The sequence below is a fragment of the Arenimonas malthae CC-JY-1 genome (assembly GCF_000747075.1).
GTDB classification, from domain to species: Bacteria; Pseudomonadota; Gammaproteobacteria; order Xanthomonadales; family Xanthomonadaceae; genus Arenimonas; species Arenimonas malthae.
Window position 1 is genome coordinate 20976 of record NZ_AVCH01000053.1, and the last position, 26686, is coordinate 47661.

Annotated in this window: 29 protein-coding genes and 1 pseudogene; 20 read left to right on the top strand and 10 right to left on the bottom strand. The window is 70.6% G+C overall.

All coding sequences use genetic code 11. The annotated features are described in order from the left end of the window. The first annotated feature begins 27 nt into the window (after positions 1 to 27). From N790_RS03655 to N790_RS03675, 5 genes are all read left to right on the top strand, one after another. Entirely contained in the window at positions 28 to 1923 is a 1896-nt protein-coding gene (locus N790_RS03655) for an ATP-binding cassette domain-containing protein (protein WP_043800887.1), read from the top strand. Between the two features lie 111 nt (positions 1924 to 2034). Then, positions 2035 to 3552 (top strand): fumarate hydratase, encoded by a 1518-nt coding sequence (locus N790_RS03660; protein ID WP_043800891.1) that lies wholly within the window; start codon positions 2035 to 2037, stop codon positions 3550 to 3552. 258 nt (positions 3553 to 3810) lie between these two features. Further along, positions 3811 to 4020, top strand: a complete 210-nt coding sequence (locus N790_RS03665) for a cold-shock protein (protein WP_026816018.1) — start codon at positions 3811 to 3813, stop codon at positions 4018 to 4020. Between the two features lie 108 nt (positions 4021 to 4128). Further along, positions 4129 to 4761 (top strand): glutathione S-transferase family protein, encoded by a 633-nt coding sequence (locus tag N790_RS03670; RefSeq protein ID WP_043800951.1) that lies wholly within the window; start codon positions 4129 to 4131, stop codon positions 4759 to 4761. Positions 4762 to 4765: 4 nt separating this feature from the next. Beyond that, complete coding sequence (locus N790_RS03675) at positions 4766 to 5461, top strand: Rossmann-fold NAD(P)-binding domain-containing protein (RefSeq protein ID WP_043800894.1); 696 nt, start codon at positions 4766 to 4768, stop codon at positions 5459 to 5461. A gap of 9 nt (positions 5462 to 5470) precedes the next feature. Here the strand turns inward: N790_RS03675 and N790_RS03680 are convergent, their stop codons facing one another. Both N790_RS03680 and N790_RS03685 read right to left on the bottom strand, forming a co-directional pair. Beyond that, entirely contained in the window at positions 5471 to 6607 is a 1137-nt protein-coding gene (locus N790_RS03680; RefSeq protein ID WP_043800896.1) for a PQQ-dependent sugar dehydrogenase, read from the bottom strand. A 32-nt stretch (positions 6608 to 6639) separates the two neighbouring features. Then, the gene (locus N790_RS03685) at positions 6640 to 7242 is read right to left on the bottom strand and encodes an arylesterase (RefSeq protein WP_043800899.1); all 603 of its coding nucleotides are present in this window, start codon (positions 7240 to 7242) and stop codon (positions 6640 to 6642) included. Between the two features lie 82 nt (positions 7243 to 7324). On the opposite strand from N790_RS03685, the gene N790_RS03690 reads away from it, so the two are divergent. Then, the gene (locus N790_RS03690) at positions 7325 to 8026 is read left to right on the top strand and encodes an ABC transporter ATP-binding protein (protein WP_052385660.1); all 702 of its coding nucleotides are present in this window, start codon (positions 7325 to 7327) and stop codon (positions 8024 to 8026) included. Further along, on the top strand, positions 8023 to 10518 hold the full coding sequence (locus tag N790_RS03695; protein ID WP_043800901.1) for an ABC transporter permease: 2496 nt from the start codon (positions 8023 to 8025) through the stop codon (positions 10516 to 10518). The genes N790_RS03690 and N790_RS03695 overlap by 4 nt, the downstream gene beginning before the upstream one ends. Positions 10519 to 10521: 3 nt before the next feature. On the opposite strand, the gene N790_RS03700 is transcribed toward N790_RS03695, so the two are convergent. Together N790_RS03700 and N790_RS03705 are read right to left on the bottom strand one after the other, a co-directional pair. Next, the gene (locus tag N790_RS03700; RefSeq protein WP_043800904.1) at positions 10522 to 11010 is read right to left on the bottom strand and encodes a DUF456 domain-containing protein; all 489 of its coding nucleotides are present in this window, start codon (positions 11008 to 11010) and stop codon (positions 10522 to 10524) included. A 66-nt stretch (positions 11011 to 11076) separates the two neighbouring features. After that, complete coding sequence (locus N790_RS03705) at positions 11077 to 11571, bottom strand: fasciclin domain-containing protein (RefSeq protein WP_211251945.1); 495 nt, start codon at positions 11569 to 11571, stop codon at positions 11077 to 11079. A gap of 191 nt (positions 11572 to 11762) precedes the next feature. On the opposite strand from N790_RS03705, the gene N790_RS03710 reads away from it, so the two are divergent. Further along, a complete protein-coding gene (locus tag N790_RS03710) occupies positions 11763 to 12599 on the top strand; it encodes an alpha/beta hydrolase family protein (RefSeq protein ID WP_245593737.1) in 837 nt (278 codons plus the stop codon). Here the strand turns inward: N790_RS03710 and N790_RS03715 are convergent. Further along, positions 12589 to 12987: a cytochrome c gene (locus N790_RS03715; protein WP_043800912.1), complete on the bottom strand. Its 399-nt coding sequence runs from the start codon at positions 12985 to 12987 to the stop codon at positions 12589 to 12591. The two genes, N790_RS03710 and N790_RS03715, sit on opposite strands and share 11 nt — an antisense overlap. A 66-nt stretch (positions 12988 to 13053) precedes the next feature. Further along, entirely contained in the window at positions 13054 to 13518 is a 465-nt protein-coding gene (locus N790_RS03720; RefSeq protein WP_043800914.1) for a glycine zipper 2TM domain-containing protein, read from the bottom strand. 88 nt (positions 13519 to 13606) lie between these two features. On the opposite strand from N790_RS03720, the gene N790_RS03725 reads away from it, so the two are divergent. Beyond that, on the top strand, positions 13607 to 14392 hold the full coding sequence (locus N790_RS03725; RefSeq protein ID WP_043800916.1) for a tRNA threonylcarbamoyladenosine dehydratase: 786 nt from the start codon (positions 13607 to 13609) through the stop codon (positions 14390 to 14392). An 18-nt stretch (positions 14393 to 14410) separates the two neighbouring features. On the opposite strand, the gene N790_RS03730 is transcribed toward N790_RS03725, so the two are convergent. Together N790_RS03730 and N790_RS03735 are read right to left on the bottom strand one after the other, a co-directional pair. Continuing rightward, positions 14411 to 15172: a TatD family hydrolase gene (locus N790_RS03730; RefSeq protein ID WP_043800917.1), complete on the bottom strand. Its 762-nt coding sequence runs from the start codon at positions 15170 to 15172 to the stop codon at positions 14411 to 14413. After that, positions 15169 to 15411: a DUF6116 family protein gene (locus N790_RS03735; RefSeq protein ID WP_043800919.1), complete on the bottom strand. Its 243-nt coding sequence runs from the start codon at positions 15409 to 15411 to the stop codon at positions 15169 to 15171. Before N790_RS03735 ends, N790_RS03730 begins: the two co-directional genes overlap by 4 nt. Positions 15412 to 15550: 139 nt before the next feature. On the opposite strand from N790_RS03735, the gene N790_RS03740 reads away from it, so the two are divergent. The 4 genes from N790_RS03740 (at position 15551) to N790_RS03755 (ending at position 20723) form a co-directional block, all read left to right on the top strand. After that, positions 15551 to 16234, top strand: a complete 684-nt coding sequence (locus N790_RS03740; RefSeq protein WP_084062597.1) for a glycine zipper 2TM domain-containing protein — start codon at positions 15551 to 15553, stop codon at positions 16232 to 16234. A gap of 142 nt (positions 16235 to 16376) precedes the next feature. Next, the gene (locus N790_RS03745) at positions 16377 to 17540 is read left to right on the top strand and encodes an acyl-CoA dehydrogenase family protein (RefSeq protein WP_043800921.1); all 1164 of its coding nucleotides are present in this window, start codon (positions 16377 to 16379) and stop codon (positions 17538 to 17540) included. Positions 17541 to 17545: 5 nt separating this feature from the next. Continuing rightward, positions 17546 to 19807 carry a thiamine pyrophosphate-dependent enzyme gene (locus tag N790_RS03750; RefSeq protein ID WP_043800925.1) on the top strand — a complete coding sequence of 754 codons (2262 nt, stop codon included), beginning with the start codon at positions 17546 to 17548 and terminating at the stop codon, positions 19805 to 19807. Between the two features lie 16 nt (positions 19808 to 19823). Beyond that, positions 19824 to 20723 (top strand): adenylate/guanylate cyclase domain-containing protein, encoded by a 900-nt coding sequence (locus tag N790_RS03755; protein ID WP_052385662.1) that lies wholly within the window; start codon positions 19824 to 19826, stop codon positions 20721 to 20723. Positions 20724 to 20733: 10 nt separating this feature from the next. Here the strand turns inward: N790_RS03755 and N790_RS03760 are convergent, their stop codons facing one another. Both N790_RS03760 and ygfZ read right to left on the bottom strand, forming a co-directional pair. Continuing rightward, positions 20734 to 21621 (bottom strand): phosphate/phosphite/phosphonate ABC transporter substrate-binding protein, encoded by an 888-nt coding sequence (locus tag N790_RS03760; protein WP_043800927.1) that lies wholly within the window; start codon positions 21619 to 21621, stop codon positions 20734 to 20736. A gap of 67 nt (positions 21622 to 21688) precedes the next feature. After that, positions 21689 to 22558 (bottom strand): CAF17-like 4Fe-4S cluster assembly/insertion protein YgfZ, encoded by an 870-nt coding sequence (gene ygfZ, locus N790_RS03765; RefSeq protein ID WP_043800930.1) that lies wholly within the window; start codon positions 22556 to 22558, stop codon positions 21689 to 21691. A gap of 24 nt (positions 22559 to 22582) precedes the next feature. On the opposite strand from ygfZ, the gene N790_RS15495 reads away from it, so the two are divergent. The 7 genes and pseudogenes from N790_RS15495 to N790_RS16555 all read left to right on the top strand — a co-directional run. Then, positions 22583 to 22759, top strand: coding sequence for a DUF1674 domain-containing protein (locus tag N790_RS15495; protein ID WP_211251944.1), 177 nt, complete (start codon positions 22583 to 22585; stop codon positions 22757 to 22759). A 57-nt stretch (positions 22760 to 22816) separates the two neighbouring features. Continuing rightward, positions 22817 to 23212 carry a succinate dehydrogenase, cytochrome b556 subunit gene (sdhC, locus tag N790_RS03770; protein WP_043800932.1) on the top strand — a complete coding sequence of 132 codons (396 nt, stop codon included), beginning with the start codon at positions 22817 to 22819 and terminating at the stop codon, positions 23210 to 23212. Next, complete coding sequence (gene sdhD / locus N790_RS03775) at positions 23209 to 23586, top strand: succinate dehydrogenase, hydrophobic membrane anchor protein (RefSeq protein ID WP_043800935.1); 378 nt, start codon at positions 23209 to 23211, stop codon at positions 23584 to 23586. Before sdhC ends, sdhD begins: the two co-directional genes overlap by 4 nt. A gap of 42 nt (positions 23587 to 23628) precedes the next feature. Then, positions 23629 to 25419 carry a succinate dehydrogenase flavoprotein subunit gene (sdhA, locus tag N790_RS03780; protein WP_043800939.1) on the top strand — a complete coding sequence of 597 codons (1791 nt, stop codon included), beginning with the start codon at positions 23629 to 23631 and terminating at the stop codon, positions 25417 to 25419. A 51-nt stretch (positions 25420 to 25470) separates the two neighbouring features. Continuing rightward, positions 25471 to 26253 (top strand): succinate dehydrogenase iron-sulfur subunit, encoded by a 783-nt coding sequence (locus tag N790_RS03785; protein ID WP_043800942.1) that lies wholly within the window; start codon positions 25471 to 25473, stop codon positions 26251 to 26253. A gap of 10 nt (positions 26254 to 26263) precedes the next feature. Next, positions 26264 to 26512 carry an FAD assembly factor SdhE gene (locus N790_RS03790; protein WP_043800944.1) on the top strand — a complete coding sequence of 83 codons (249 nt, stop codon included), beginning with the start codon at positions 26264 to 26266 and terminating at the stop codon, positions 26510 to 26512. Then, positions 26475 to 26686 (top strand): annotated as a pseudogene (locus tag N790_RS16555) (hypothetical protein); the annotation flags it as partial. The gene N790_RS03790 and the pseudogene N790_RS16555, both read left to right, overlap by 38 nt.

Here is a 26686-nt window from a genome sequence, read left to right on the forward strand (position 1 = left end):
GGGCCGCCCGCGCGGTAGAATGGCCGCATGTCCCTGATCACCCTGCAAGGCGTCGACTACGGCGTCGGCGGACCGCTGCTGCTCGAAGCCGTGAACCTCACGATCGAGCCGAACGAGCGCGTCTGCATCGTCGGCCGCAACGGCGCCGGAAAATCCACCCTGCTGCGCCTGATGGCGGGCGAGATCGTGCCCGACGACGGCGTGCTTCGCCGCGAGGGCCGCATCGCCGGCCTGGCCCAGGAAGTGCCGCAGGGCCTGGGGGGCACCGTGTTCGACGTGGTGGCCATGGGCCTGGGCGAACTGGGCGCCGACCTGGCGCGTTACCACCACCTGCTGCACGACGGCGCCGACATCGACATGGTCGAGCTGGGCAACGTGCAGGCGCGCATCGACGCCGGCAACGGCTGGCAGATCGAGCAGCGCGTCGAGCAGGTGATCAGCAAGCTCGACCTGCCCGAGGACGCCGATTTCGCGGCCCTGTCGGGCGGCATGAAGCGCCGCGTGCTGCTGGCCCAGGCCCTGGTGGCCGCGCCCGACGTGCTGCTGCTCGACGAGCCCACCAACCACCTGGACATCGAATCGATCGCCTGGCTCGAGGAGTTCCTGAAGAACTTCGGCGGCAGCGTCGTCTTCGTCACCCACGACCGCCAGTTCCTGCGCAACCTGGCCACCCGCATCCTCGAGATCGACCGCGGCCAGGTCACCAGCTGGCCCGGCGACTACGCCAACTTCCTGCGCCGGCGCGAAGAGCGCCTGCACGCCGAAGCCCAGGCCAACGCGCTGTTCGACAAGAAGCTGGCCCAGGAAGAGGTCTGGATCCGCCAGGGCATCAAGGCCCGCCGCACCCGCAACGAAGGCCGCGTCACCGCGCTCAAGGCCATGCGCCGCGAGCGCGCCGAGCGTCGCGAGCAGCAGGGCAACGTGCGCATGGCCGCCGCGTCGGCCGACAAGTCCGGCAGGCGCGTGTTCGAGGCCAAGGACGTGGATTTCGCCTATGGCGACCGCGTGCTGGTCAAGGGCTTCAGCACCGTCATCCAGCGCGGCGACAAGGTCGGCCTGATCGGCCCCAACGGCTCGGGCAAGACCACCCTGCTCAAGCTGCTGCTGGGCCAGCTGCAGCCCACGGCGGGCGAGATCCGCACCGGCACCAACCTCGAGATCGCGTTCTTCGACCAGCTGCGCGGCGCGCTGCGCGAGGACTGGAACGCGCTCGACAACGTCTCCGAGGGCCGCGAGTTCATCGAGATCAACGGTGCCCGCAAGCACGTGATGGGCTACCTGCAGGATTTCCTGTTCAGCCCCGAACGCGCGCTGGCGCCGATCACCAAGCTCAGCGGCGGCGAACGCAACCGCCTGCTGCTGGCCAAGCTGTTCGCCAAGCCCTCGAACGTGCTGGTGATGGACGAACCGACCAACGACCTCGACGTCGAGACGCTGGAGCTGCTGGAAGAGCTGCTCATCGACTACCCCGGCACCCTGATCCTGGTTTCGCACGACCGCGAGTTCATCGACAACGTGGTCACCAGCTCGCTGGTGATGGAAGGCAACGGCCGCGTCGGCGATTACGTCGGCGGTTACAGCGACTGGCTGCGCCAGCGGCCGATGGCGGCCCGCATCGCCGCGGCCAACGCCGCGTCGCCGCGGCTGACGCCGCAGGTGGCGCCCACGCCCAAGCCGGCCCCGGCGCCCGCGCCGGCCGCGCCCGCCAAGCGCAAGCTCAGCTACAAGGAGCAGCGCGAGCTGGACGAACTGCCGGCCCGCATCGAGGCGCTGGACGGCGAGATCGCCGCGCTCACCGCCCGCATCCAGGACCCTGCGTTCTACCGCCAGCCGGCCGAGGAAGTCACCGCCGCCAATGCCCGCCTGGCCGCGCTCCAGGCCGAGCTGGAGCAGGCCTACGCCCGCTGGCAGGCGCTCGAGTAGGAGCGGCTTCAGCCGCGAAGCCCTTCGCGAAAGGCCTCGCGGCTGAAGCCGCTCCTACATGGGGAACCGGCGGGGTAAAATGGCGGCTTCCCCGCCATCCCAACGCCCGCCGTGAGCCAGATCAAGCAGGAAGACTTCATCCAGTCGGTCGCCGACGCACTGCAGTACATCTCGTACTACCACCCGGTCGACTACATCCGGAACCTCGCCGCCGCCTACGAGCGCGAGCAGTCGCCGGCCGCGAAGGACGCGATCGCCCAGATCCTGATCAACTCGCGCATGTGCGCCGAGGGCCACCGCCCGATCTGCCAGGACACCGGCATCGTCACGGTCTTCTTGGAAATCGGCATGGGCGTGACCTGGCCCGACGCCACCCTGGGCATCGAGGACATGGTGAACGAAGGCGTGCGCCGCGCCTACAACCACCCCGACAACAAGCTGCGCGCCAGCGTGCTGGCCGACCCGGCCGGCAAGCGCACGAATACGAAGGACAACACCCCCGCGGTGGTGAACATGAAGGTCGTCCCGGGCGACACCGTGGACGTGATCGTCGCGGCCAAGGGCGGCGGCAGCGAGGCGAAGTCGAAGTTCGCCATGCTCAACCCCTCCGATTCGATCGTGGACTGGGTGCTCAGGACCGTGCCGACCATGGGCGCCGGCTGGTGCCCGCCGGGCATGCTCGGCATCGGCATCGGCGGCACCGCCGAAAAGGCCATGCTGCTGGCGAAGGAAGCCCTGATGGAGCCCATCGACATCACCGACCTGCAGGCCCGCGGCCCGTCCAACCGCGCCGAGGAGCTGCGGCTGGAGCTGTACGAGAAGGTCAATGCGCTCGGCATCGGCGCCCAGGGCCTGGGCGGCCTGACCACCGTGCTCGACATCAAGGTGAAGGACTACCCGACCCACGCCGCCAACCTGCCGGTGGCCATGATCCCGAACTGCGCCGCCACCCGGCATGCGCACTTCACCCTCGACGGCAGCGGCCCGGTGCAGCTCGATCCGCCTTCGCTGGAAGACTGGCCGAAGCTGACCTACGACGCCTCCAAGGGCCGCCGGGTCGACCTCGACACCGTCACCCGCGACGAGGTGGCCAGCTGGAAGCCGGGCGAAGTGCTGCTGCTCAACGGCAAGCTGCTCACCGGCCGCGACGCCGCCCACAAGCGCATGGTGGACATGCTCAACAAGGGCGAGCCGCTGCCGGTGGATCTGCGCGGCCGCTTCATCTACTACGTCGGCCCGGTCGACCCGGTGCGCGACGAAGTGGTGGGCCCGGCCGGTCCGACCACCGCCACCCGCATGGACAAGTTCACCGAGCAGGTCCTGGACCAGACCGGCCTGATGGGCATGGTGGGCAAGGCCGAGCGCGGCCCGGCCGCCATCGAGGCCATCCGCAAGCACCGTTCGGTCTACCTCATGGCCGTGGGCGGCGCCGCCTACCTGGTGTCCAAGGCCATCAAGGGCGCCCGGGTGGTGGGCTTCGCCGACCTGGGCATGGAGGCCATCTACGAGTTCGAGGTCCAGGACATGCCGGTCACGGTGGCCGTGGACTCGGCCGGCGAGTCGGTGCACCGCACCGGTCCGCGCGAGTGGCAGTCCCGGATCGGCAAGATCCCGGTGGTCCTGGACTGAACGGCGCCGCCCGGGCCTGAACGGTCCCCACCCGGTTTGGCCGCCCCGGCGGCCAAGCCACCGAAACCATTGGCATTCTTCCCCGGAAAGGTGTAGGGTGCCCCCGACTGTGTTTGCGAAGGGTCACTGTGAATCGTGGCCTGATGCGGTAGATCCATCGATCCGCTACATCTTTTCACCTCGCTCTCCTTGCAACCCCAGTCGCGCGGCGGGATGTTCCCGTCAGCGATACTTTCTATATGTTTCAAGGAGTTAGTTATGTCGGATCGTCAGATCGGTACCGTGAAGTGGTTCAATGACGCCAAGGGCTTCGGCTTCATCAGCCGCGAGAACGGTGAGGACGTGTTCGTCCACTTCCGTTCCATCCAGGGCACCGGCTTCAAGTCCCTGCAGGAAGGCCAGAAGGTCTCCTTCAAGCTCGTCAAGGGCCAGAAGGGCATGCAGGCTGACGAAGTGCAGCCCATGTAATCCAATCCTCACGGATTGAGCGAAGCCCCGGGTGGAGACGCCCGGGGCTTTTCTTTTGGCGCGCCGCCCATCGTATGCTTCAGGGAATCCCCTAGCATGGAAGCCGGCATGTACACCCTGTACTACTCCCCCGGCGCGGCCAGCCTGGTCGTGCACTGGCTGCTGCTCGAGATCGGCGCCAAACACGAGCTGCGCAAGCTCGACCTCGCCGCCGGCGAGCACAAGCGCCCCGAATACCTGGCCCTCAACCCCCACGGCGTGGTGCCGACCCTGCTGATCCACGGCGAGCCCGTGTCCGAAGCCGCGGCGCTGGTGCTGCACCTGGCCGACGCCCACCCGAACTTCGGCCTGGCGCCGGAGCCGGGCAGCATCGAACGGGCGCGCTATTACCAGTGGGTGCTGCACCTGGCCAACACCCTGCAGCCGGCCTTCCGCACCTGGTTCTACCCGAACGAGGCCGCGGGCGAGGCCCATGCCGAGGCCGCGAAAACGCGCGCCCGCGAACGCATCGAGGCCTGCTGGGAGCACATCGAAGCGCACCTGGCCAAGCGCGGGCCCTACCTGCTCGGTCCGTCGGTGAGCGCGGCGGATTTCCTGCTGGCCATGCTGATGCGCTGGTCGCGCAACATGCCGCGCCCAGCCACCGACTGGCCGCAGCTCGGCGCGCTGGCCCAGCGCATGAAGGCGCGTCCGAGCTTCCGCCTGCTTTACGAGCGCGAAGGCCTGACCGAGTGGGCCTGAGCCCGTGACGCCCGCGGGCGCCGTGCTGCTGGCCGGCGCCACCGGCCTGGTCGGCGGCGGCGTGCTGTCGCTGGCCCTGGCCGGTGCCGACGGCCCCCGGGTCGTGGCACCGGTGCGGCGGCCGTTGGCCCGCACGCATCCGCGGCTGTCCGTGCTGGCCACCGACCTGTCGGCCGGCGTGGACGTGCTGGGGCCGCAGGTAGCCGCGCTGGCGCCAAGGTTGGCGGCCTACGTCTGCTGCCTGGGCACCACGCTCAGGCAGGCGGGTTCCCGCGAAGCCTTCCTCGCCGTGGACCGCGAGCTGGTGCTGCGGCTGGGCGAAGTGGCCCGCCGGCTCGGCGCGCGCCACGCCATCCTGGTGTCCTCGGTCGGCGCCAGCGCCCAGTCGGGAAATTTCTACCTGCGGGTGAAGGGCGAGGCCGAACGCGGCCTGGCCGAGCTGGGTTTCGAGCGGCTGGACCTGCTGCGCCCGGGCCTGCTGCTGGGCGAACGCGCCGAGCGGCGGTTCGCGGAAGGCCTGGGCCAGCGGCTGGCGCCGCTGGCCAATCCGCTGCTGCTGGGCAGCCTGTGCCGCTACCGCGCCATCGCCGCCGCGGACGTCGCGGCCGCGGCGGTGGCGTTGCTGCGGCAAGGCGATGCGCCCGGCCGCTTCGTGCATGAATTCGCCTCGCTGCGCGCGCTGGCGCGCGGCGAGGCCTGAGCCGCGGCCTTACTTCGCGGCGGCCAGCCCGACGCGCAGCAGCTTGCCCTTGGGCGCGTCGGTGAGCAGGTACAGGAAGCCGTCCGGGCCCTGGCGCACGTCGCGGATGCGCTCGCCCAGGTCGGTGAGCAGCGCTTCCTCGTGCACCACCTTCTCGCCGTCGAGCTCGAGGCGCACCACGCGCTGGAAGGCGAGGGCGCCGACGAACAGGTTGCCCCGCCAGGCCGGGAAGCGGTCGGCGGTGTAGAAGGCCAGGCCGCTGGGCGCGATCGACGGCGTCCAGTGGTGGATGGGCTGCTCCATGCCTTCCATCTCGGCCTTGCCCGAACCGATGGGCGCGCCGCTGTAGTTCACGCCCAGCGTGATCACCGGCCAGCCGTAGTTCTTGCCCGGCGCCGGCACGTTGAGTTCGTCGCCGCCGCGGGCGCCGTGCTCGGTCTGCCAGAGCTTGCCGGTCTGCGGGTGCAGCGCCGCACCCTGCACGTTGCGGTGGCCGTAGGACCAGATGGCCGGGAGGGCGTCCTCGCGGCCGGCGTAGGGATTGTCGGCGGGGATGGAGCCGTCGCGTTCGATGCGGAAGATCTTGCCCTGGCCCTTGTCCAGCAGCTGCGGGTTGTCCCAGTTGCCGCGGTCGCCGCTGGTCACGTACAGGCGGCCCTCGCGGTCGAACACCAGGCGCGAGCCGAAGTGCTGGCCGGCGTCGAGCTTGGGGAGCTGCCGGAAGATCACCGACACGTCCTGCAGCGCGCCGTCCACGAGCTTGCCGCGGGCCACGGCGGTGCCGGCGCCGCCGTCGCCGGGTTCGGAGAAGCTGAGGTAGATCCACGGCGTTTTCGCGAACTCCGGGTCCACGGCCACGTCGAGCAGGCCGCCCTGGCCGCGCGCCCACACCTCGGGCACGCCCTGCACCGGCGCCGACAGCTTGCCGTCCGGGTCCACGATGCGCAGGCGGCCCGGGCGCTCGGTGACGAGCTTGCGGCCGTCGGGCAGGAAGGCCAGGCCCCAGGGGTGCTCCAGGCCCTCGGCCACGGTGCTGACTTCGATCGTGCCCTTTTCGCTGGGGAACTGGCTGGCGGCTTCGGCCGCGCCACGGGCGCCGCAGCCGGTGATGGCGACGGCGAGCAGGAGGGCGAGGGGAGTCTTCATGGGCGGGCTCCGGTGTCGTGGACGAAATGGATTCAGCGCAGCAGCGGCTCGAGCGCCGGCCACACGTGGTCGCGCAGGCGCGGCTGCGCCTCGGCGACGGGGTGCAGGTTGTCGGCCTGGAAGGCCTCGCGCTCGGTGGCGATGGGCTCGAGCAGGAAGGGCAGCAGGGCGGCGCCGTGCGCCTTGGCCAGTTCGGCGTAGTTGCGCTCGAAGCCCTGGGTGTACTGCGGGCCGTAGTTCGGCGGCAGCCGCATGCCCACCAGCAGCACGCGGGCGCCGGCCTGCTTGGCGGCGGTGATCATGCGCTCGAGGTTGGCGCGGGTCTGGGCCAGGTCCAGGCCGCGCAGGCCGTCATTGGCACCGAGCTCGATCACCACCACGGCCGGCCGGTGCCGGGCCAGTTCCGCGGCGATGCGGCTGGCGCCGCCGGCGGTGGTTTCGCCGCTGATGCTGGCGTTGGCGACGGTCCAGCCCGGGTGGCTCGTCTGAAGTTTCTTGCCCAGCAGCGCCACCCAGCCCTGTTCCGGGGCCAGGTTGTAGGCGGCCGAGAGCGAATCGCCCATCACGAGCACCTTGCGTTCGGCGGCCAGGGCCATTGCCGGCGCCAGCGCCACCAGTGCCATCAGTAGGGCCATGACTCCCCGTTGAACCCCGGTGCGCCATGCTCCATATCGTGTATTCATGCACCCGACTCCTGACCTTTGAATTGAGGACACCATGGCCGACAGTCCCGGAACGCACGCCAACCAGCGCGACGCCCTGCACGTGGAGCGCCTCGGCAAGCGCGTGCCGCTGCCCTCGGGCGACCTGACCATCCTCGACGGGGTTGGTTTTACCATTCCAAGGGGTGAAGCGGTCGCGATTGTCGGTGCCTCCGGTTCAGGCAAGAGCACGTTGCTGTCGCTGCTGGCGGGCCTGGACGTGCCCAGCGACGGCGAGGTGCGGCTCGACGGCGAACCGCTTTCGCGGCTTGACGAGGACGGCCGCGCCCGCGTCCGCGGCGAGAAGGTGGGCTTCGTGTTCCAGAGCTTCCAGCTGCTGCCCTCGCTGACCGCGCTGGAGAACGTGATGCTGCCGCTGGAACTGCGCGGCGACGACGACGCCGAAGGCCCGGCCCGCGCCATCCTGGGCCAGGTGGGCCTGGCCGAGCGCCTGGGCCATTACCCGCGCCAGCTTTCCGGCGGCGAGCAGCAGCGCGTGGCCCTGGCCCGCGCCTTCGTCACCCGGCCCTCGGTGCTGTTCGCCGACGAGCCCACCGGCAACCTCGACACCCGCACCGGCCAGGCCATCATCGAACTGCTGTTCAAGCTCAACCGCGAGGCCGGCACCACCCTGGTGCTGGTGACCCACGACGAGCACCTGGCCGCGCGCTGCAGCCGCGTGCTGCGCCTGGATTCCGGCCGGCTGGTGTCGGCATGAAGTGGGCCGGCCTGGCCTGGCGCCAGCTGCGCCGCGACCTGGCGTCGGGCGACGTGCGCATCCTGCTGGCCGCGCTGGTGCTGGCGGTGATGGCGGTGTGCTCGGTGGGTTTCGTCACCGACCGCGCCGAACGCGCGCTGGCGCTGGAAGCCAACCGCCTGCTCGGCGGCGACGTGGTGCTGCGCGCCGACGAGCCCATCGGCGAAGCCCTGCTCGAGGCCGCGCAGGCGCCCGGCCTGGCGCAGGCACAGACACTGTCCTTCGCCACCATGGTGCGCGCGGGCGAATCGCTCAAGCTCGGCGACCTCAAGGCCATGGGCAAGGGCTTCCCGCTGCGCGGGCGCTTCCGCATCCAGGAACGCGCCGGCGGCCCCGAATCCGATGCACCGGACGTGCCGGCGCCGGGCACGCTGTGGCTAAGCCGCGCCGGCGCCGACGCGCTGGACGCGAAGGTGGGCGACACCATCGGCATCGGCACCCGCGAGCTGCGCCTCGCCGCCCTGGTGGTGCAGGAGCCGGACGCCGCGCTCGATTATTTCAACACCGCGCCGCGCGTGTTCATCAACCTCGACGACCTGCCGGCCACCGGCCTGGTGCAGGAAGGCAGCCGCATCACCTACCGTCTGGTGGTGGCGGGCGAGGCGGGCGCGGTGGAGAAATTCACGGCGTTCGCGCGCGACAACCTCGGCCGCGGCCAGCGGCTGGAAACCGCCGGCGAGGCGCGCCCGGAGATCCGCCGTGCGCTCGACCGCGCCGACCGTTTCCTCGGCCTCGCCGCGCTCATTTCGGTGGTGCTGGCGGCGGTGGCGGTGGCCATGGCCGCGCGCCGGCACAGCGCCCGCCACCTGCAGGGATCGGCGGTGATGCGCTGCCTCGGCGCCAGCCAGTCCACGCTGGTCGGCATCCACGTGGGCGAGTTGCTGCTGCTCGGCCTGCTCGGCAGCGGCATCGGCGTGGCGCTGGCGTTCGGCCTGCAGTGGCTGGTGGCCGATTGGCTGCAGGAGGCCCTGAAGCTTTCCATTCCCGGTGCCAGCTGGCGCCCGGCGCTGGAAGGCCTGGGCGTGGGCCTGACGGTGCTGCTGGCCTTCGGCGTGCCGCCGGTGCTGGCCCTGCGCCGGGTGCCGGCGCTGCGCGTGCTGCGCCGCGACCTCGACCCCACCGAACCCAGCGCTTGGGTGGTGGCGGTGGCGGGACTGGCCGGCCTGGCCGCGCTGCTGTGGTGGAAGGCCGGTTCGGCGACGCTGGGCACGGCCATGCTGGTGGGCATCCTGGCCACCGTGGCGGTGCTGGCGGCGCTGGCCTGGGCGCTGATCGCGCTGCTGCGCCGGCTGCGTTCGCGCCTGCGCGGGCCCTGGCGCTATGGCCTGGCCAACGTCAGCCGCCGCGCCGGTGCGTCCATCGCGCAGGTGTCGTCGCTGGGCCTGGGCCTGATGGCCCTGCTGCTGCTCACCTTCGTGCGCACCGACCTGCTCGACCGCTGGCGCGACGCCATGCCGGCCGACGCGCCGAACCGCTTCATCATCAACGTGCAGCCCGAGCAGGTGCCGTCGGTGCGCGAATTCCTACAGGGCCAGGGCGTGGCGGAGCCGGAACTGTTCCCGATGATCCGCGCCCGCCTGAGCGAGGTGAACGGCCAGCCGGCCAGCGGCGCCAATTACGAGGAAGGCAGCCGCGCCCGGCGCATGGCCGAGCGCGAGTTCAACCTGTCGGTGGCCGAAACGCTGCGCGCGGACAACGTGGTCACCTCGGGTGAATTCTGGACCGGCGTGCCGGCCTCGCCCGAGCTGTCGGTGGAGGAGGAATTCGCCGAATCCCTGGGCTGGAAGGTCGGCGACGAGGTGGCGTTCGACATCGCCGGCGCGCGCTACTCAGGCCGCATCACCAGCCTGCGCCGCGTGGACTGGGAAAGCTTCCGTCCGAACTTCTTCGTGCTCGGCTCGCCCGGTTCGCTCGACGGGTATTCGGGCAGCTTCATCACCGCGGTGAAGGTGGCGCCGGAGAAGACGCGTTTCACCGCCGAACTGGTGTCGGCCTTCCCGAACCTGTCGGTGATCGACGTGGACGCGGTGCTGGCCCAGGTGCGCGGCACGGTGGAGCAGGTGTCCACGGTGGTGGAGGCGGTGTTCGCCTTCTCGCTGGTGGCGGGCCTGCTGGTGTTGCTGGCGGCGGTGAGCGCCAGCCAGGACGAGCGCCTGCTCGAGGGCGGCGTGATGCGCGTGCTGGGCGGCCGCGGCCGCCAGCTGCGGCTGGCGCAGGCCTCCGAATTCGCGGCCATCGGCCTGCTCTCGGGGCTGGTGGCGGCCATCGCCGCGTCGGTGCTGGCCGGCGTGGTGGCGCGGCAGGTGTTCGAACTGCCGTGGAGCCCGGACTGGGCACTGGCGGCCACCGGCGGCGCGGCGGGCATGCTGGCCGCGCTGGTGGCGGGCATGTGGGCGACGCGGCGGGTGGTGAACGCGCCGCCGTCGGTGACGCTGCGCGAACTGCAGTCCTGAGGTTCAGTCGACCAGCAGCGCCAGGCCGAACAGCGCGAGCATGGCGAAGGCCAGCCCGAGCTTGAAGATGGCGCCAAGCAGCAGGCCGACCCAGGTGCCGAAGCCAATCTTCGAGGCGTGTTTCCACTCGCGGCCGTGCGCCACTTCGCCCAGCGCGGCGCCCAGGAAGGGCCCGGCCACCAGGCCGGGCAGCCCGAAGAAGATGCCGACGAAACCGCCGACGCCGGCGCCGAACACGCCCTTGTTCGACGCGCCCACGCGGCGCGCGCCGGCGATGCTGGCCAGCAGGTCCACGGCGATCGACAGCAGCACCAGCACGCCGAGCACGGCCAGCGTCCAGCCGCCGATGTGCTGGAAGCCGCCGGCCCAGGCGGCCAGCACCATGCCCGCGTACATCACGGGCAAGCCCGGCAGCACGGGCAGGATCGTACCCAGCAGGCCCACGACGATGAGCGCGCCGGCCACCACGTAGTAGGTCGTGATCAGGTCCATGGCCGGAGCATAACAAGCAGACGGCCCGCCGAAGCGGGCCGTCCTGGGAACGCAGGGAGCGGGGGATCAGTCCGGCAGGATGACGGTGTCGATGACGTGGATCACCCCATTGCTGGCGGCGATGTCGGTGGCGGTGACGGTGGCGTTGTCCACCTTCACGGTGCTGCCTTCCACGGTGATGTCGGCGGCCTGCCCGTTGACGGTGGTGGCGGTGTCGAGCTTGACCACGTCGGCGGCCTTCACCTTACCGGCGACCACGTGGTAGGTCAGGATGGCGACGAGCTTGTCCTTGTTCTCGGGCTTGAGCAGGTCCTCGAGGGTGCCGGCCGGCAGCTTGGCGAACGCGTCGTCGGTGGGCGCGAACACGGTGAACGGGCCTTCGCCGCTGAGCGTCTCGACCAGGCCGGCGGCCTTGACCGCGGCGACCAGGGTTTCGAAGTCGGCGTTGCCGGCGGCGACGTCGACGATGGTGCCGGCCGGCTTGGCCTCGTTGTGGTGGCCGGCGAGGGCCGGGGTGGCGACGACGCCGGAGATCAGCAGGGCGAGCAGGGACTTGCGCAGCAGGGTCATGGGTTTCTCCTGGGTTGGGTGCCGGGGGAGAGGGCACCGGCGCAGCATTGCGCGCGGCGTGTCGTGGCGAGGTCGCGGCGGCGTCAACCGTGCGTCGCGACCACGTGCAGGTGGCGTGATTCGCCCTGCCGCCGGCGCGGCGCGCCCGTTATGCTTTCGCTCCCACCGTTGCCGGCATGGCCATGCTTCCCGTCGAAACCCCGCTCGTCGCCGCCGATGGCCATCGTTTCCCGCTGCGCGTGTTTTCGCCGCCCGGCGCACGCGCGGGGCTGCTGTGGGTTCCCGCGCTGGGCGTGCCCGCGCAGAAGTATGACCGCTTCGCCGCGACGCTGGCGCAGGCGGGCGTGGCGGTGGCGGTGCACGAGTGGCGCGGCATCGGCGGCAGCGCGCTGCGGGCCCGGCGTGGCGTGGACTGGGGTTATGCCGAATTGCTCGGCCAGGACCTGCCGGCCAGCGTGGCCGCGCTCGACCCCGCGCTGCGCTGGCGCTTCGGCGGGCACAGCCTGGGCGGCCAGTTCGCCGCGATGGCCGCGGCGCTGTCGCCCGCGCGCTGCGCCGGCCTGGTCCTGGTCGCCACCGGCGTGCCGGACGCGCGCACCTTCCCGGCCTGGGAGCGCGTGCTGATCTCGGCGTTCGCGCGCCTGCTGCCGCCGCTGACGCGGGCGGCGGGTTATTACCCCGGCCATCGCCTCGGGTTCGCCGGCCGCGAGGCGGGCCAGCTGATGCGCGACTGGGCCAGCACCGTGCGTACCGGCGTTTACTCCGGTTACGGCACCGGGCGTCCGCTGGAGGCGCGTTTGCGCGAGCTGGCGGTGCCGGTGCTGGCGCTGCGCTTCCTGCACGACTGGTTCGTGCCCGAGGCCTCGCTGCAGGGGCTGGTGGCCAAGCTGGGCGCGGGCCCACGCCGGTGGGAGCTGTTCGACGACGCGCGGCTCGGCGCCCGGTCCGACCACTTCCGCTGGATGCGCGAACCCGGCGCCGTGGCGCCGGTGGTCGCGGAGTGGCTGCTCAGCCCTTGAAGTCGCGGTGGCAGGCCTGGCAGCCGTTCTGGATGCGGTTGATGGCCACGCCCGCGGCGGCGCAGTCGGCCGGCGGCGTCGCCAGCGCGGCGTCGAGCGAAGCGCGCAGCACGGTGGAATGCTGGGTGAAGCGCTCGTCGTCCTGGGTGGGCAGGAAGGCCGGCTCGAGGTCGTTGGCCAGGTGGCGCAGCGACTGCAGGCGCGGGGTCAGGTCAGTGGCGGCGCAGCGGTTCTGCTTGAGCGACTGGTCCAGGCCCTTCATCTGCGCCGACATCACGGCCATCACGCCGTTGGGGTAGGCCGTGCCCTGGCGCAGGGCGTTCATGGCGATGAGGGTGGCGGCGGCGCCGACGAACAGGCCGACCAGGACCAGGATCAGGGAACGCATGCACGGGCTCCGGGCGAAAAAAGACCGCCGCGACGATAGCACGGCGGTCTTTCGCGGGCAGCAGGCTCAGCGCAGCGGGATGATGCGGGTGCCGTCCACGCGCACGTAGGCGCCCTCGCGGATGCCGTTGCCCAGGCTGTTGCGGTTGATCACCACGAGGCGGCCGTCGTCCATGCGCACGTGCACGTCGTAGGTCTGCTCGTTGACCTTGTTCTCGATGGCGTTGCCGGCCACCGCGCCGGCGACGGCGCCGGCCACCGTGGCGGTGTTCTTGTTGCCCTGGCTGCCGTGCTTGGGGATCTCGCGCGCGGCCACGGCACCGACGATGCCGCCCAGGATGGCGCCGGTGCGGCTGTTTTCGCGGGCGCCGTAGACCACCTCGATGCGCTCGACGCGGCCACAGTCGTAACAGCGCCGCGGCTCGGAATAACCGTAGCCACGGTCGTAGCCGTAACCCGACGAGCGCGGCTGGCTGGCGCAGGCGGACAGGGTGAGGGCGAGGGCGGCGGCGATCAGCAGGGGGGTCTTCATGGCGATCTCCTGGGGACGGGAACTCGCGTCCGAACCTAGGCGCCCGCACCTGAACTCCCGCCGACCGGGCGACGGGTAGAATGGCGCCATGGTTTCTTCCCGATTCGCCGGCATCGACCGGCTTTATGGCCGCGGCGCGGCGCAGCGGCTGGCCCGGGCGCAGGTCTGCGTCGTCGGCCTGGGCGGCGTGGGTTCCTGGGCGGTGGAATCGCTGGCGCGCAGCGGCGTGGGCCGGCTGGTGCTGGTCGACGCCGACGAGGTCTGCGTCAGCAACACCAACCGCCAGCTGCACGCGCTCGAGGGCCAGTTCGGCCGCAACAAGGGCGAGGTGCTGGCCGAGCGCTGCCGCGCCATCAACCCCGGCATCGAGGTCGAGGTGGTGCCGCAGTTCCTGGTGTCGGCCAACCTCGAAACGCTGCTCGACCGCGGCCACGACGTCGTGCTCGACGCCTGCGACAGCCTGAAAAGCAAGCTCGAGATGGTCGCCTGGTGCCGCCGCCGGAAGCTGCCGCTGGTGGTCTGCGGTTCGGCCGGCGGCCGCACCGACCCCACCCTGGTGCGCGTGCGCGACCTCTCGCGCACCGAACACGACGCCATGCTGGCCCTGGTGCGCAAGCGCCTGCGCGCCGACTTCAACTTCCCGCGCAACCCGGACCGATACTTCGGCGTGCCGGCGGTTTACTCGCTGGAAAACGTGAAATACCCGCAGGCCGACGGCAGCGTTTGCGGCGTGCGGCCGCAGGTGGGCGCCGATGCGGCGCTCAAGCTCGACTGCGGCGCCGGTCTGGGCGCGGCCACGCACGTCACCGGCACCTTCGGTTTCGCGATGGCGGGCAAGGCGTTGGAGCTCATCCTCAAGGCCAGGGCGGGCTGAGGCCCGGCCGGGCGTTCGCTAGCCGAACAGGCGTTCGGCGTTGGCGGCCGTCGCGGCAGCCACGGATTCCGGCGTTTCGCCGCGCAATGCGGCCACCGCGGCCAGCACGTTCGGCAGGCGGGCGGGTTCGTTGCGCTCGCCGCGGTGGGCGGCGTCGGGCTGGTCCGGCGCGTCGGTTTCCAGCAGCAGCCATTCGATCGGCATCGTCGCCACGGTGCGGCGCAGGCGCCGGGCGCGCTCGAAGGTGACCGGGCCGCCGATGCCCAGGTGGAAACCCAGGCCGAACAACTGCCGCGCCTGTTCCTCGCTGCCCGACCAGCTGTGCACCACGCCGCGCAGGCCGCCGATCCGCCGCAGCGAGGCGATCACCTCGTCCACGGCGCGGCGCGCGTGCAGCACCACGGGCAGGTCGAATTCACGCGCCAGTTCCAGCTGGCGCCGGAAGTACCGGCGCTGCGCCTCCGGGTCCAGGCCCTCGACGAAAAAATCCAGCCCGCATTCGCCCACCGCGGCGGGGCGCTCGCGGGCCAGCCATTCGGCCAGCGCGTCGAGGTCTTCGGGCTGGTGGCGGTCGAGGAACATCGGGTGCAGGCCATAGGCCGGGCGCAGGCCCGGGTCGGCCGCGCACAGCGTCCGGATGGCCGGCCAGCTGGCGCGGTCCACCGCCGGCACCAGTTGCCGGGTGACGCCCGCGGAACGCGCCCGGGCCAGCACGGCGTCGCGATCCGGGTCGAATTCGGACGCGTCGAGGTGGCAGTGGCTGTCGTACAGCAGGTTCATTCGCGCCGGGCTTCACCGTCGATGACCTGGCCCTTGGGCCGTGCCGGCGGCTCGTCCCGGCGCTTCCAGCTGGCCAGCACCAGGGTCGCCAGCGCCGTCACGATCTCGTCGATGAAGGGCAGGGGGTCGAAGGGCCAGAGCCAGCTGACGAGCATCAGCACGAGCGTGAGCTTGAACAGGGTGGGGAAGCGCAGCCGGGAGGCGAAGCCGACCAGCGGTCCGGTAAGGGGGTGGGCCATGGCGTGCTCCTGCAAGGGGCGTGCCGCCGAAGTTAACATGCGGTGATGGCGCCGGCCGCGCTTTCGGTCGCCGTTCAGGCGGCTTGCGCGAGGCTCCATTCGCGTCGGCGGAGAACCGCCGCCAAACGAGGACAAGACCATGAACAAGACCGTATTGGCCGTGCTGGCCGGCATGCTCGCGGGTGGCGGCGCCATCGCCGCGTACCAGACGTTCGCGACGCCGTATGCCGAGGTGGTGTCGTCCACCCCGATCACCGAAAAGGAGCCGATCTACGGCGAGGTGGTGTCTTCCACCGCCATCACCGAGATGCGCACCGGCTCCCGCCAGGTGTGCGAGGACCGGGTGGTCGAGAAGCGCCAGCCCGAGCGTTTCGGCGACAAGGACGGCATGGTCGTGGGCGCCGTGGTCGGCGGCCTGCTGGGCAACCAGGTGGGCGGCGGCGACGGCCGCAAGCTGGCCACCGTGGCCGGCGCCGTGGGCGGCGCCTATGCCGGCCGCGAGATCGACCGCCGCCACGCCGGCGGCAAGAAGTACACCGAGGTCGAGCAGGTCTGCCAGACCGTGACCGAGCCGCGCGAGGAAATCGTCGGTTACGACGTGACCTACCGCAGCGAGGGCGAACTGGGCAGCGTCCGGGTCGAGTCCAAGCCGGGCGACCAGGTCCTGCTGGGCGAACGCGACAAGATCGTCGGCTACGACGTGACCTGGCGCTACGAGGGCCAGACCGGCAGCCTGGTGATGGCCGAGGACCCGGGCGACCGCCTGCCGGTGGAGGACGGCGTGATCGCCGTCGCCGGCGCCGGGACCCCGCCCAAGGGCTGACGCGCCTCCTCCCCCCGCGTCGCCCCCGGAGGGCCGGCCGCAAGGCCGGCCCTTCTTCATTGGGCTGACTGCCGACGGACTGCCGGCCGGCCGGGGAACCGGCTAAAATCCCGGTTTTCCCGTCCAGCGAAAACCCCAAGCCATGGCCCTGAACCCGACCGACCTGTTCGACATCCGTTCGCTGCTCTCGGAAGAGGAGCGCATGATCCAGGACAGCGTCGCCCGCTTCACCGACGAGAAGGTGCTGCCGATCATCGGCGACTGCTTCGACCAGGGCCGCTTCCCCGAGGAACTGGTGCCCGAGATCGCGGCCATGGGCCTGCTGGGTTCCTCGCTGCCCGAGAAGTACGGCTGCGCCAACCTCAACGCCGTCAGCTACGGCCTGATCTGCCAGGAGCTCGAGCGCGGTGATTCCGGCATCCGCAGCTTCGTCTCGGTGCAGAGCTCGCTGTGCATGTACCCCATCTACGCCTACGGCTCGGAAGAGCAGCGCCAGAAGTACCTGCCGGGCATGGCCCGCGGCGAGATCATCGGCTGCTTCGGCCTGACCGAGCCGCACGGTGGTTCCGACCCGGCCAACATGAAGACGACCGCCAAGAAGGACGGCGGCGACTGGGTCATCAACGGCGCCAAGATGTGGATCACCAACGGCTCGCTGGCCGACATCGCCATCGTCTGGGCGATGACCGACGAGGGCATCCAGGGCTTCATCGTCGAGAAGGGCACCAAGGGCTTCGAAACCCAGGTCGTGCACAAGAAGATGAGCCTGCGCGCCTCGGTCACCTCGGCCCTGTTCTTCGACGGCGTGCGCGTGCCCGACAGCCAGCGCCTGCCGAACGTGAAGGGCCTCAAGGGCCCGCTGGGCTGCCTCAGCCAGGCCCGCTACGGCATCACCTGGGGCCCGATCGGCGCCGCCATCGCCAGCTACACCTCGGCGCTGGAGTATTCCAAGACCCGCATCCTGTTCAACCGCCCGATCGCCGCCACCCAGGCCGTGCAGCTCAAGCTGGCCGACATGGCCCGCCGCATCACGCTCGCGCAGCTGCTGTCGCTGCAGCTGGGCCGCCTCAAGGACGCCGGCACGCTGCAGCATTCGCAGGTGTCGCTGGCGAAGTGGAACAACTGCCGCATGGCGCTGGACATCGCCCGCGAGGCGCGCGACATCCTCGGCGGCGCCGGCATCACCACCGAGCACCCGCCGATCCGCCACGCGCTCAACCTCGAGTCGGTCATCACCTACGAGGGCACCGAGACCGTGCACCAGCTGGTCATCGGCCGCGAAGTCACCGGCATCAACGCGTTCTGAGCGCCATGACCGCCCCCCTGATCCCGGCCCGCCACAAGGACGTCAACCGCGCCAAGGTCTGCGACGACAACTTCACCGAGTTCGTGAAGGGCTGGCAGGGGACGCCGCAGCACCGGCCGGCGCCGCACGAGCCGGTGCTCGACGGCAGCGCCTGCACGGCCGAAGACTTCCTGGCCCTGTTCGAATCGCAGCTGGTGTCGCGCCACCTCGACCTGATGGCGCGCGTGCTGCGCGTGCAGCAGAAGGTGTTCTACACCATCGGCTCCTCGGGCCACGAGGGCAATGCCATGGTGGCGCGGCTGACGCGCCACACCGACCCGGCCTTCCTGCACTACCGCTCCGGCGGCTTCATGGCCGAGCGCTTCCGCAAGCTGCCGGGCATGGACCCGGTGATGGATTCCGCGCTCAGCTTCGCCGCCAGCAAGGACGACCCGGCCTCGGGCGGCCGCCACAAGGTCTGGGGCAGCAAGCCGCTGTGGGTACTGCCGCAGACCTCGACGATCGCCTCGCACCTGCCCAAGGCCCTGGGCACCGCCATCGCCATCGAGCAGGCGCGCCGCATCGGCCACGAGTTGCCGATCCCGCAGGATTCGATCGCCATCTGCAGCTTCGGCGACGCCTCGAGCAACCACGCCACCGCCCAGACCGCCTTCAACACCGCGCAGTGGACGGCCTACCAGAAGCTGCCGGCGCCGGTGCTGTTCGTCTGCGAGGACAACGGCATCGGCATCTCGGTGAAGACCCCGGGCGGCTGGATCGGCAATGCCTTCCGCCACCGAGACGGGCTGGACTATTTCTACGCCGACGGCCTCGACCTGGCCGAAGGCTACGGCCAGGTGCAGGCCGCGGTGGAACACTGCCGGCGCACGCGCCGCCCGACCTTCCTGCACCTCAAGACCACCCGAATCATGGGCCACGCCGGCACCGACTTCGAGATCGAGTGGCGCAGCTTCGAGGAGCTGATGGCGGTGGAAGCCACCGACCCGCTGCTGCGCTCGGCCGAGATCGCGCTGGTCTCGGGCCTGATGTCTAAGGACGAGCTGTTGCAGAAGTACGAAGCCATGCGCGCGCGCTGCTTCGCCGCCGCGGAGGAAGCCGACCGCCGCCCGAAGCTGACCGACCTGGCCGAGGTGATGGCGCCGCTGGCGCCGTACACGCCCGACAAGGTGGCCGCCGAGGCCAGCCGCAGCGACTACGCCGACAAGCGCCTGGCCGTGTTCGGCGGCGAGGCGAAGCTGCCCGAGAACCAGCCGCCGAAGCACCTGGCCATCCAGATCAACCAGGCCCTGCACGACCTGTTCTGCAAGTACCCGGAAACGCTGCTGTTCGGCGAGGACGTGGCGCAGAAGGGCGGCGTCTACACGGTCACCAAGGGCCTGCACAAGGCGTTCAAGAACGCCCGCGTGTTCAACACGCTGCTCGACGAGACCATGATCCTGGGCCTGGCCCAGGGTTACGCCAACATGGGCATGCTGCCGATGCCCGAGATCCAGTACCTGGCGTATTTCCACAACGCCTGCGACCAGATCCGCGGCGAGGCCTGCAGCCTGCAGTTCTTCTCCAACGGCCAGTACCGCAACCCGATGGTGATGCGCGTGGCCTCGCTGGGGTACCAGCGCGGCTTCGGCGGCCATTTCCACAACGACAACTCGATCACCGCGCTGCGCGACATCCCCGGCCTGGTGGTCGGCTGCCCCAGCCGCGGCGACGACGCCGCCACCATGCTGCGCACGATGATGGCCATGGCGAAGGTGGACGGCCGCGTCTGCGCCTACCTCGAGCCGATCGCGCTGTACATGACCAAGGACCTGTACGAGCCGGGCGACGGCCAGTGGCTGACCAGCTACCCGCCGGTCGACCAGGCGATGGTGCTGGGCGAGGAGCGCGTCTACGCGCCCGAAGCCCGCGACCTGGTCATCTTCACCTTCGGCAACGGCGTGCCCATGAGCCTGCGCGCCGCGCGCCGCATCGAAGCCGCGAAGGGTTGGAAGGTGCGCGTGGTGGACCTGCGCTGGCTGCAGCCGCTCAACGGCGACGCGATCGCACGCCATGCCGGCGAGTGCGACCGCATCCTGGTGGTGGACGAAGGCCGCCGCTCGGCGGGCGTGGGCGAGGGCGTGATCACCGCGGTGGTCGAGGCCGGCCACGGTGCCAAGCCGCTGCGCCGGGTGGTCGGCGAGGACACCTACACGCCGCTGGCGGGCGCCGCCTTCCTGGTCATTCCCAGCGACGATGACATCGTGGCCATGGCCGAGCGCCTGGCCTGATGTCGTTTTGCTGGACATGAGCCCGTCCCGGCCCCAGACGATCCTCTTCGCCGACGTCAGCGGCAGCACCCGGCTGTTCGAGACCAAGGGTGACGTCGAGGCGCGCCGGCTGATCGCGCTGGTCCTGGGTGCGCTGACCCAGGTTTGCCAGCAGCATGGCGGGCGGGTCATCAAGACCATCGGCGACGAGATCATGTGCACCTTCCCGGCCGCGCTCAACGGCGTGCTGGCGGCCTGCGACATGCAGCGGCGCATGGCCCGCGACATCGACTTCGTGCGCGACAGCCTGGCCGTGCGCATCGGCCTGCACCATGGCGATGCGCTCGAGGAGGCCGACGGCGACGTCTACGGCGACGCGGTGAACACCGCCGCGCGCATGGCTTCGCTGGCCAAGCGCGAACAGGTGGTGACCACGGCCGCCACCTACGACAGCCTGTCGGGCCGTGCGCCCGAGGCGCGCAGCCTGGGCAAGGCGCGGGTCAGCGGCAAGCTGCTGCCGATCGCCATCGTCGACCTGGTCTGGCAGGAGGACACCTCCGGCATGACCATGGTGCAAAGTTCGGTGCGCGCCGCCGCCGAGGAAGGCGAGGGCGCCGCGGTGCTGCGCCTGCGCCATCGCGGCCGGGTGGTCGAGCTGGGCCCGCATTCCGAGCCGTTTTCGATGGGCCGCGAACCGGGCAACGGCCTGCAGGTCGAGGCCGACTGGGTCAGCCGCACGCACGCCATGGTCGAGTACAAGCGCGGCCACTTCACGCTCTCGGACCGCTCCACGAATGGCACCTACGTGCGCATCGGCGAGGACGACGAGATCAAGCTGCACCGCGACGAACTGCACCTTCGCAAGTCGGGCACCATCAGCCTGGGGCAGGGCATCGCCGTGAACACCGGCGATGCCATCCAGTTCGAACTGGGCTGAAGCGCCGGGCTCAGTCCTCGGCCTGGACCTCGATGCCGCCCAGCGCGTCCTCGTCGATCTCCACTTCCTCCACCGGCGCCGGAGCCGGGGCCGAAGGCTTCGGGCGGTAGCCGAACACGCCGGCGAGCAGCTTCTCGGTGCCGGCATAGGCGTCGTTGGAAGTCTCGACGAACTGGCTGGCGCCGAGTTCGGCCAGCACTTCGTACAGGGCGGCGTCCTCGTGCAGCTTCAGCATGGCCGTGGCCACCGCCTCGCGCACGTCGCCGGGCACGGTGCCGGCGGCGCTGAGCGTACGGCCGGTGAATTCGCGCGATTCCGACACCACCACCAGGTTCGGGTAGAGCTGGGCGATGTAGTTGGGCACCATCGCCGCCTCGGTTTCCTGCGAGAAGATCATTTCCACGCCATCGCGCCAGTTCGAGGCCACCGACTTGATCTCGGGCTGGGCGATCGGGTTGCGGTAGATCTCGCCCAGCAGCAGGTAGCCCATGCTGGGCGCCGGCATGCTGACCACGCGGTAGCCGATCAGGCCCGCGGTGCCGCCTTCGGCGATGGCCGCGTCGGCCAGCAGCGAATAGCGGGTGGGCTCGGCCACGCGCACCAGCGGCGTGAAGCCGAGGCGGTCGATGCGGTAACTGGTGAAGTGCGCTTCCTCGAAGGCGAAGTCCACCTTCATGCCCGCGCGCAGGTCGCGCCAGTAGACGTGGTAGTTGGCCGAGGTCTTGAGCTTGAAGGTGTGGCCGGTGCTGGCCGAGAGGTAGTCGAGCAGCGGCTTGTACACCAGCTGCGCCTGCGACGGCGGGTAGTTCGGCTCCACCGCGAGGGTGTAATCGGCGGCCAGCGACGGCGCCGAGACGAAAGCAAGTACGAAGGCCGCTAGGCCACGGATACGCTTCATGTTGGACTCCTCCCTTGCGGCCCGATATAGCAGATACGGCCGGGGGGCGCCAATCGTGACGCGGGTCTCAGGCGGGGCGGCGCAATCCTTCACGCAGCGGCAGGCGCCGGCAGGGCTGCCCCCCGGCCGCCAGGTCCCCCGGCGCGTCCGCGCCCAGCACCGCCAGGGCTTCGCGGCCGTCGCCGGTGGCGCAAACCACCGTGCCGACGGCCTGCCCGGCGGCGTCCACCGCCAGGCCAGGCTGCAGGCTTTCGCCGGCCAGGCGCACCAGGCCGCGCTTGGCCTGTCCCAGGTAATGCGTGCGCGCGACGATTTCCTGGCCCGGGTAGCAGCCCTTCTTGAGGCTGAAGGCCGCCAGGCGTTCGAGCGAGAGCATCTGCGGCGTCCACGCCTCCCGCTGGCCTTCCGGCAGGCGCGGCAGGCCGTGGGCGAGGTCGGCGGCATGCCAGGCCGAGGCCACGGCGGCGTCGGGTGCCGCCAGCGAAGGGTGCCCGGACGGCAGCAGCCACAGGCAGCGCGGGCCGTCTTCGCCGCCCATGTCCAGCGCCAGTCCGCCGTCGCCGCCATCCAGCACGGCATCGGCGGCGGCAAAAGCGGGCGAGGGGCCGGCCGCGGCCACCCAGGGCAATGGTTGCAGCACCACCTTGCTCCGGAACACGAAGCGTTTCATCCGTGACGCCAGTTCCTCCGCGGGGAAATCCGGCAGCACCATCAGGAATCGCGACGGCGCTGCATGGACAAGCGCGAACAGCGCAATCACCCGGCCCTTGGGCGTCAGCAGGCCATTCCAGTGCCAGCGGCCGGGCGCCAGCGCGGCCACGTCGTTCATCGCCTGCGCCTGCAGGAAGGCCGCGGCGTCGGGCCCCGACACCTCGAGGATGCCGTGGCCGGGCAGGGGATGGCAGGCGTTCGCGGCAAGGTTTGGCTTGAACGACATGGGTGCGGGACTTAACATTGGCGGATGGCGACCGAGCCGCGAATCATAGGCGAAACAGCCGCATCCCCCGAGCCCCAGCCTGGCGAGCCGCCCACGGGCGCGCCTGGCGCGGCGCCACCGGCGGAGGTCGGGGGCCGCGACGGCCCCGAACCCACCCGCTACGGCGACTGGGAAAAGAACGGCCGCTGCATCGACTTCTGACGCGGCGCCCACATCGCGCCTTCCATACTTCCCACCTCACCCAGACGAGCGCAGCCCATGGCGACGCAAGAACGACCCCTGTCACCGCACCTGCAGGTCTACCGCCCGCAGATCACCAGCGTGATGTCCATCCTGCACCGCGCCACCGGCGTGGTCCTCGCCCTGGGGGCCCTGGTGCTCGCCGGCTGGCTGGTGGCCGCCGCGTCCAGCCCGGGCGCGTTCGAATCGCTGCAGGCGGTGCTGGCCTCGGTGCCGGGGCAGGTGGCGCTGTTCGCCTTCTCGGCCTGCCTGGTCTACCACTTCCTCAACGGCATCCGGCACCTGGCGTGGGACGCCGGCCACGGTTTCGACATCCCCAAGGTCTATGCCAGCGGCTACGCCGTGATCGCGCTCGCCATCGTGCTGACCGCGGTGCTCTGGTACTTCGGCTTCACGGCGGGAGGTGCGGCATGAGCCTGCGCAACCCGCTCGCGCGCGCCAAGGGCCTGGGCTCCGCCAAGGACGGCACCAGCCACTGGTGGCACCAGCGCCTGACCGCGATCGCGCTGATGTTGCTCACCCCGTGGTTCGTGATCCTCATGATCGGCCTGCTCGGCGACGACCAGGCCACCGTGCGCGCCACCCTGTCCCAGCCGCTCACCGCGATCCTGCTGACGGCCTTCGTGCTGTCGCTGTTCTGGCACGCCCGGCTGGGCCTGCAGGTGGTGATCGAGGACTACGTGCACGGCGGCGCCGAACTGGTGCTGCAGGTGGCGGTGAAGTTCGCCTACGCCATCGCCGCCATCGCCTCCCTGCTGGCCATCGGCCGCATCGTCTTTACTGCCTGATGCGCGCCATGGGCCGCATCGACAACAAACACTGAGAACGCCATGACGTCCGCCTACAAGATCCACGAGCACACCTACGACATGGTCGTCGTCGGCGCCGGTGGCGCCGGCCTGCGCGCCACCTTCGGCCTGGCCCAGAAGGGCCTGAAGACCGCCTGCATCAGCAAGGTCTTCCCGACCCGTTCGCACACCGTGGCCGCGCAGGGCGGCATCTCGGCCGCGCTGGGCAACATGGGCGAGGACGACTGGCGCTTCCACTTCTACGACACCATCAAGGGCTCGGACTGGCTGGGCGACCAGGACGCCATCGAGTACATGTGCCGCGAGGCCATCCCGGCCATCATCGAGCTCGAGCACCAGGGCGTGCCCTTCTCGCGCACCGAGGACGGCAAGATCTACCAGCGCCCCTTCGGCGGCATGACCACGCACTACGGCAAGGGCACCGCCCAGCGCACCTGCGCCGCCGCCGACCGCACCGGCCACGCCATCCTGCACACCCTGTACCAGCAGTCGCTGGCGCACTCGGCCGAGTTCTTCATCGAGTACTTCGCGCTCGACCTGGTCATGGACGAGGAAGGCGCCTGCCGCGGCGTGCTGGCGCTCGACATGGCCACCGGCGAGCTGCACCTGTTCCGCGCCCAGGGCACCGTGCTGGCCACCGGCGGCTACGGCCGTGCCTATTTCTCCGCCACCTCGGCCCATACCTGCACCGGCGACGGCGGCGGCATGGCGCTGCGCGCCGGCCTGCCGCTGCAGGACATGGAGTTCGTGCAGTTCCACCCCACCGGCATCTACGGCGCCGGCTGCCTGATCACCGAGGGCGTGCGCGGCGAAGGCGGCATCCTGCGCAATTCCAACGGCGAGCGCTTCATGGAGCGCTACGCCCCGAACGCCAAGGACCTGGCCTCGCGCGACGTGGTCAGCCGCTCGATGACCATCGAGATCCGCGAAGGCCGCGGCGTGGGCCCGAAGAAGGACCACATCCACCTCGACCTGACCCACCTCAACCCGGCCGACATCCACGAGAAGCTGCCGGGCATCGCCGAGACCGCCAAGATCTTCGCCGGCGTCGACGTGACCAAGCAGCCGATCCCGGTGCTGCCGACGGTGCACTACAACATGGGCGGCCTGCAGACCAACTACCACGGCGAAGTGGTCACCCTGAAGAACGGCAACCCCGACACCGTCGTGCCGGGCCTGTACGCCATCGGCGAGGCCGCCTGCGTGTCGGTGCACGGTGCCAACCGCCTGGGTTCGAACTCGCTGCTCGACCTGGTGGTGTTCGGCCGCGCCGTGGCCAACCGCTGCGCCGAGACGATCAAGCCGGGCGCGCCGCACAAGTCGCTGCCGGCGTCGGCCTGCGACAAGTCGCTGGCCAACCTCGACAAGCTGCGCCACGCCAGCGGCGGTACGCCGACGGCCGACATCCGCGGCAACATGCAGCAGGTCATGCAGAACAACGCCGCGGTGTTCCGCACCGGCGAAACCCTGCTCGAGGGCGTGCAGAAGATCCGCGAGGTGGTGAAGTCGTTCGAGGACGTGCGCGTTTCCGACCGGTCCCTGGTCTGGAACTCCGACCTCATCGAAACCCTGGAGCTGCAGAACCTGCTGGGCCAGGCCGTGGCCACCATGGTCTCGGCCGAGAACCGCAAGGAATCGCGCGGCGCCCACGCCCGCGAGGACTACCAGGAGCGCGACGACGTGAACTGGCACAAGCACACCCTGTGCTGGGTGGACGAGGCCGGCAACACCACCCTCGACTACCGCCCGGTGCACATGTACACGCTCAGCAAGGACGTGGACGTGGTGCCGCCCAAGGCGCGCACCTACTGAGGCACCCACGCCCGCGCCGCGGGCCCAGGCACCGAACCGAGAACCGAGCACATGGCTGAGTTCACCCTCCCGAAGAATTCCAAGGTCACCAAGGGCAAGCACTTCCCCGCGCCGGGCGCGAAGAACGTGCGCACCTTCAAGGTCTACCGCTGGAACCCGGACGACAGCGCCAACCCGCGCACCGACACCTACGAGGTCGACATGGACTCGTGCGGGCCGATGGTCCTGGACGCGCTGATCAAGATCAAGAACGAAATCGACCCCACGCTCACCTTCCGCCGCTCCTGCCGCGAGGGCATCTGCGGTTCGTGCGCGATGAACATCGACGGCACCAACACGCTGGCCTGCACCAAGGCCATCGACGAGTGCGGCGGCAAGGACGTGCCGATCTACCCGCTGCCGCACATGCCGGTCATCAAGGACCTGGTGCCGGACCTGAGCCACTTCTACGCCCAGTACGCCTCCATCAAGCCCTGGCTGCGCACCCAGAGCGCGGCCCCGGCCAAGGAGCGCCTGCAGTCGAAGGAAGACCGCGCCAAGCTCGACGGCCTGTACGAGTGCATCCTGTGCGCCTGCTGCTCGACCAGCTGCCCCAGCTACTGGTGGAACGGCGACCGCTACCTGGGCCCGGCGATCCTGCTGCAGGCCTACCGCTGGATCATCGATTCGCGCGACGAGGACACCGGCGCCCGCCTGGACGACCTGGAAGATCCGTTCAAGCTCTACCGCTGCCACACCATCATGAACTGCGCGCGCACCTGCCCGAAGGGCCTGAACCCGGCGCGGGCCATCGGCGAGATCAAGAAGCTGATGCTGCAGCGCCGCGGCGCCTGAGGCGGCGGGCGTGAGCGACGACGCCGAACTGCGACGGCTGCGCTGGCGCTGCCGTCGCGGCATGCGCGAGCTCGACCAGCTCATGCTGCGTTACCTCGACGGCCGCTGGCCGGCGGCGGACGACGCCGAACGTTCGCTTTTCCTACGGCTGCTCGACACCGAGGACGATAAGCTCTGGCGCTGGTTCATGGGCCGCGAGCGGCCGGGGGACAGCGACCTCGATGGCATCGTCCAGCGCATCATCGACCTGCCGCATTGACTGGCGGCCTTCGCGCTGGCTTGCGCGGGGCCTGTGCCTGCTCGGCCTGCTGGCCGGCCTGTCGATCCTGCTGAGCGCGCTGCCTGCCGGGCTGCGCTGGCCGCTGGCCGCGCTGGCCGTCGCGGAAGGCGGGCGGCTGGCGCGCCGCGAGTGGCGGCGGCCGTGCCTGTCGCT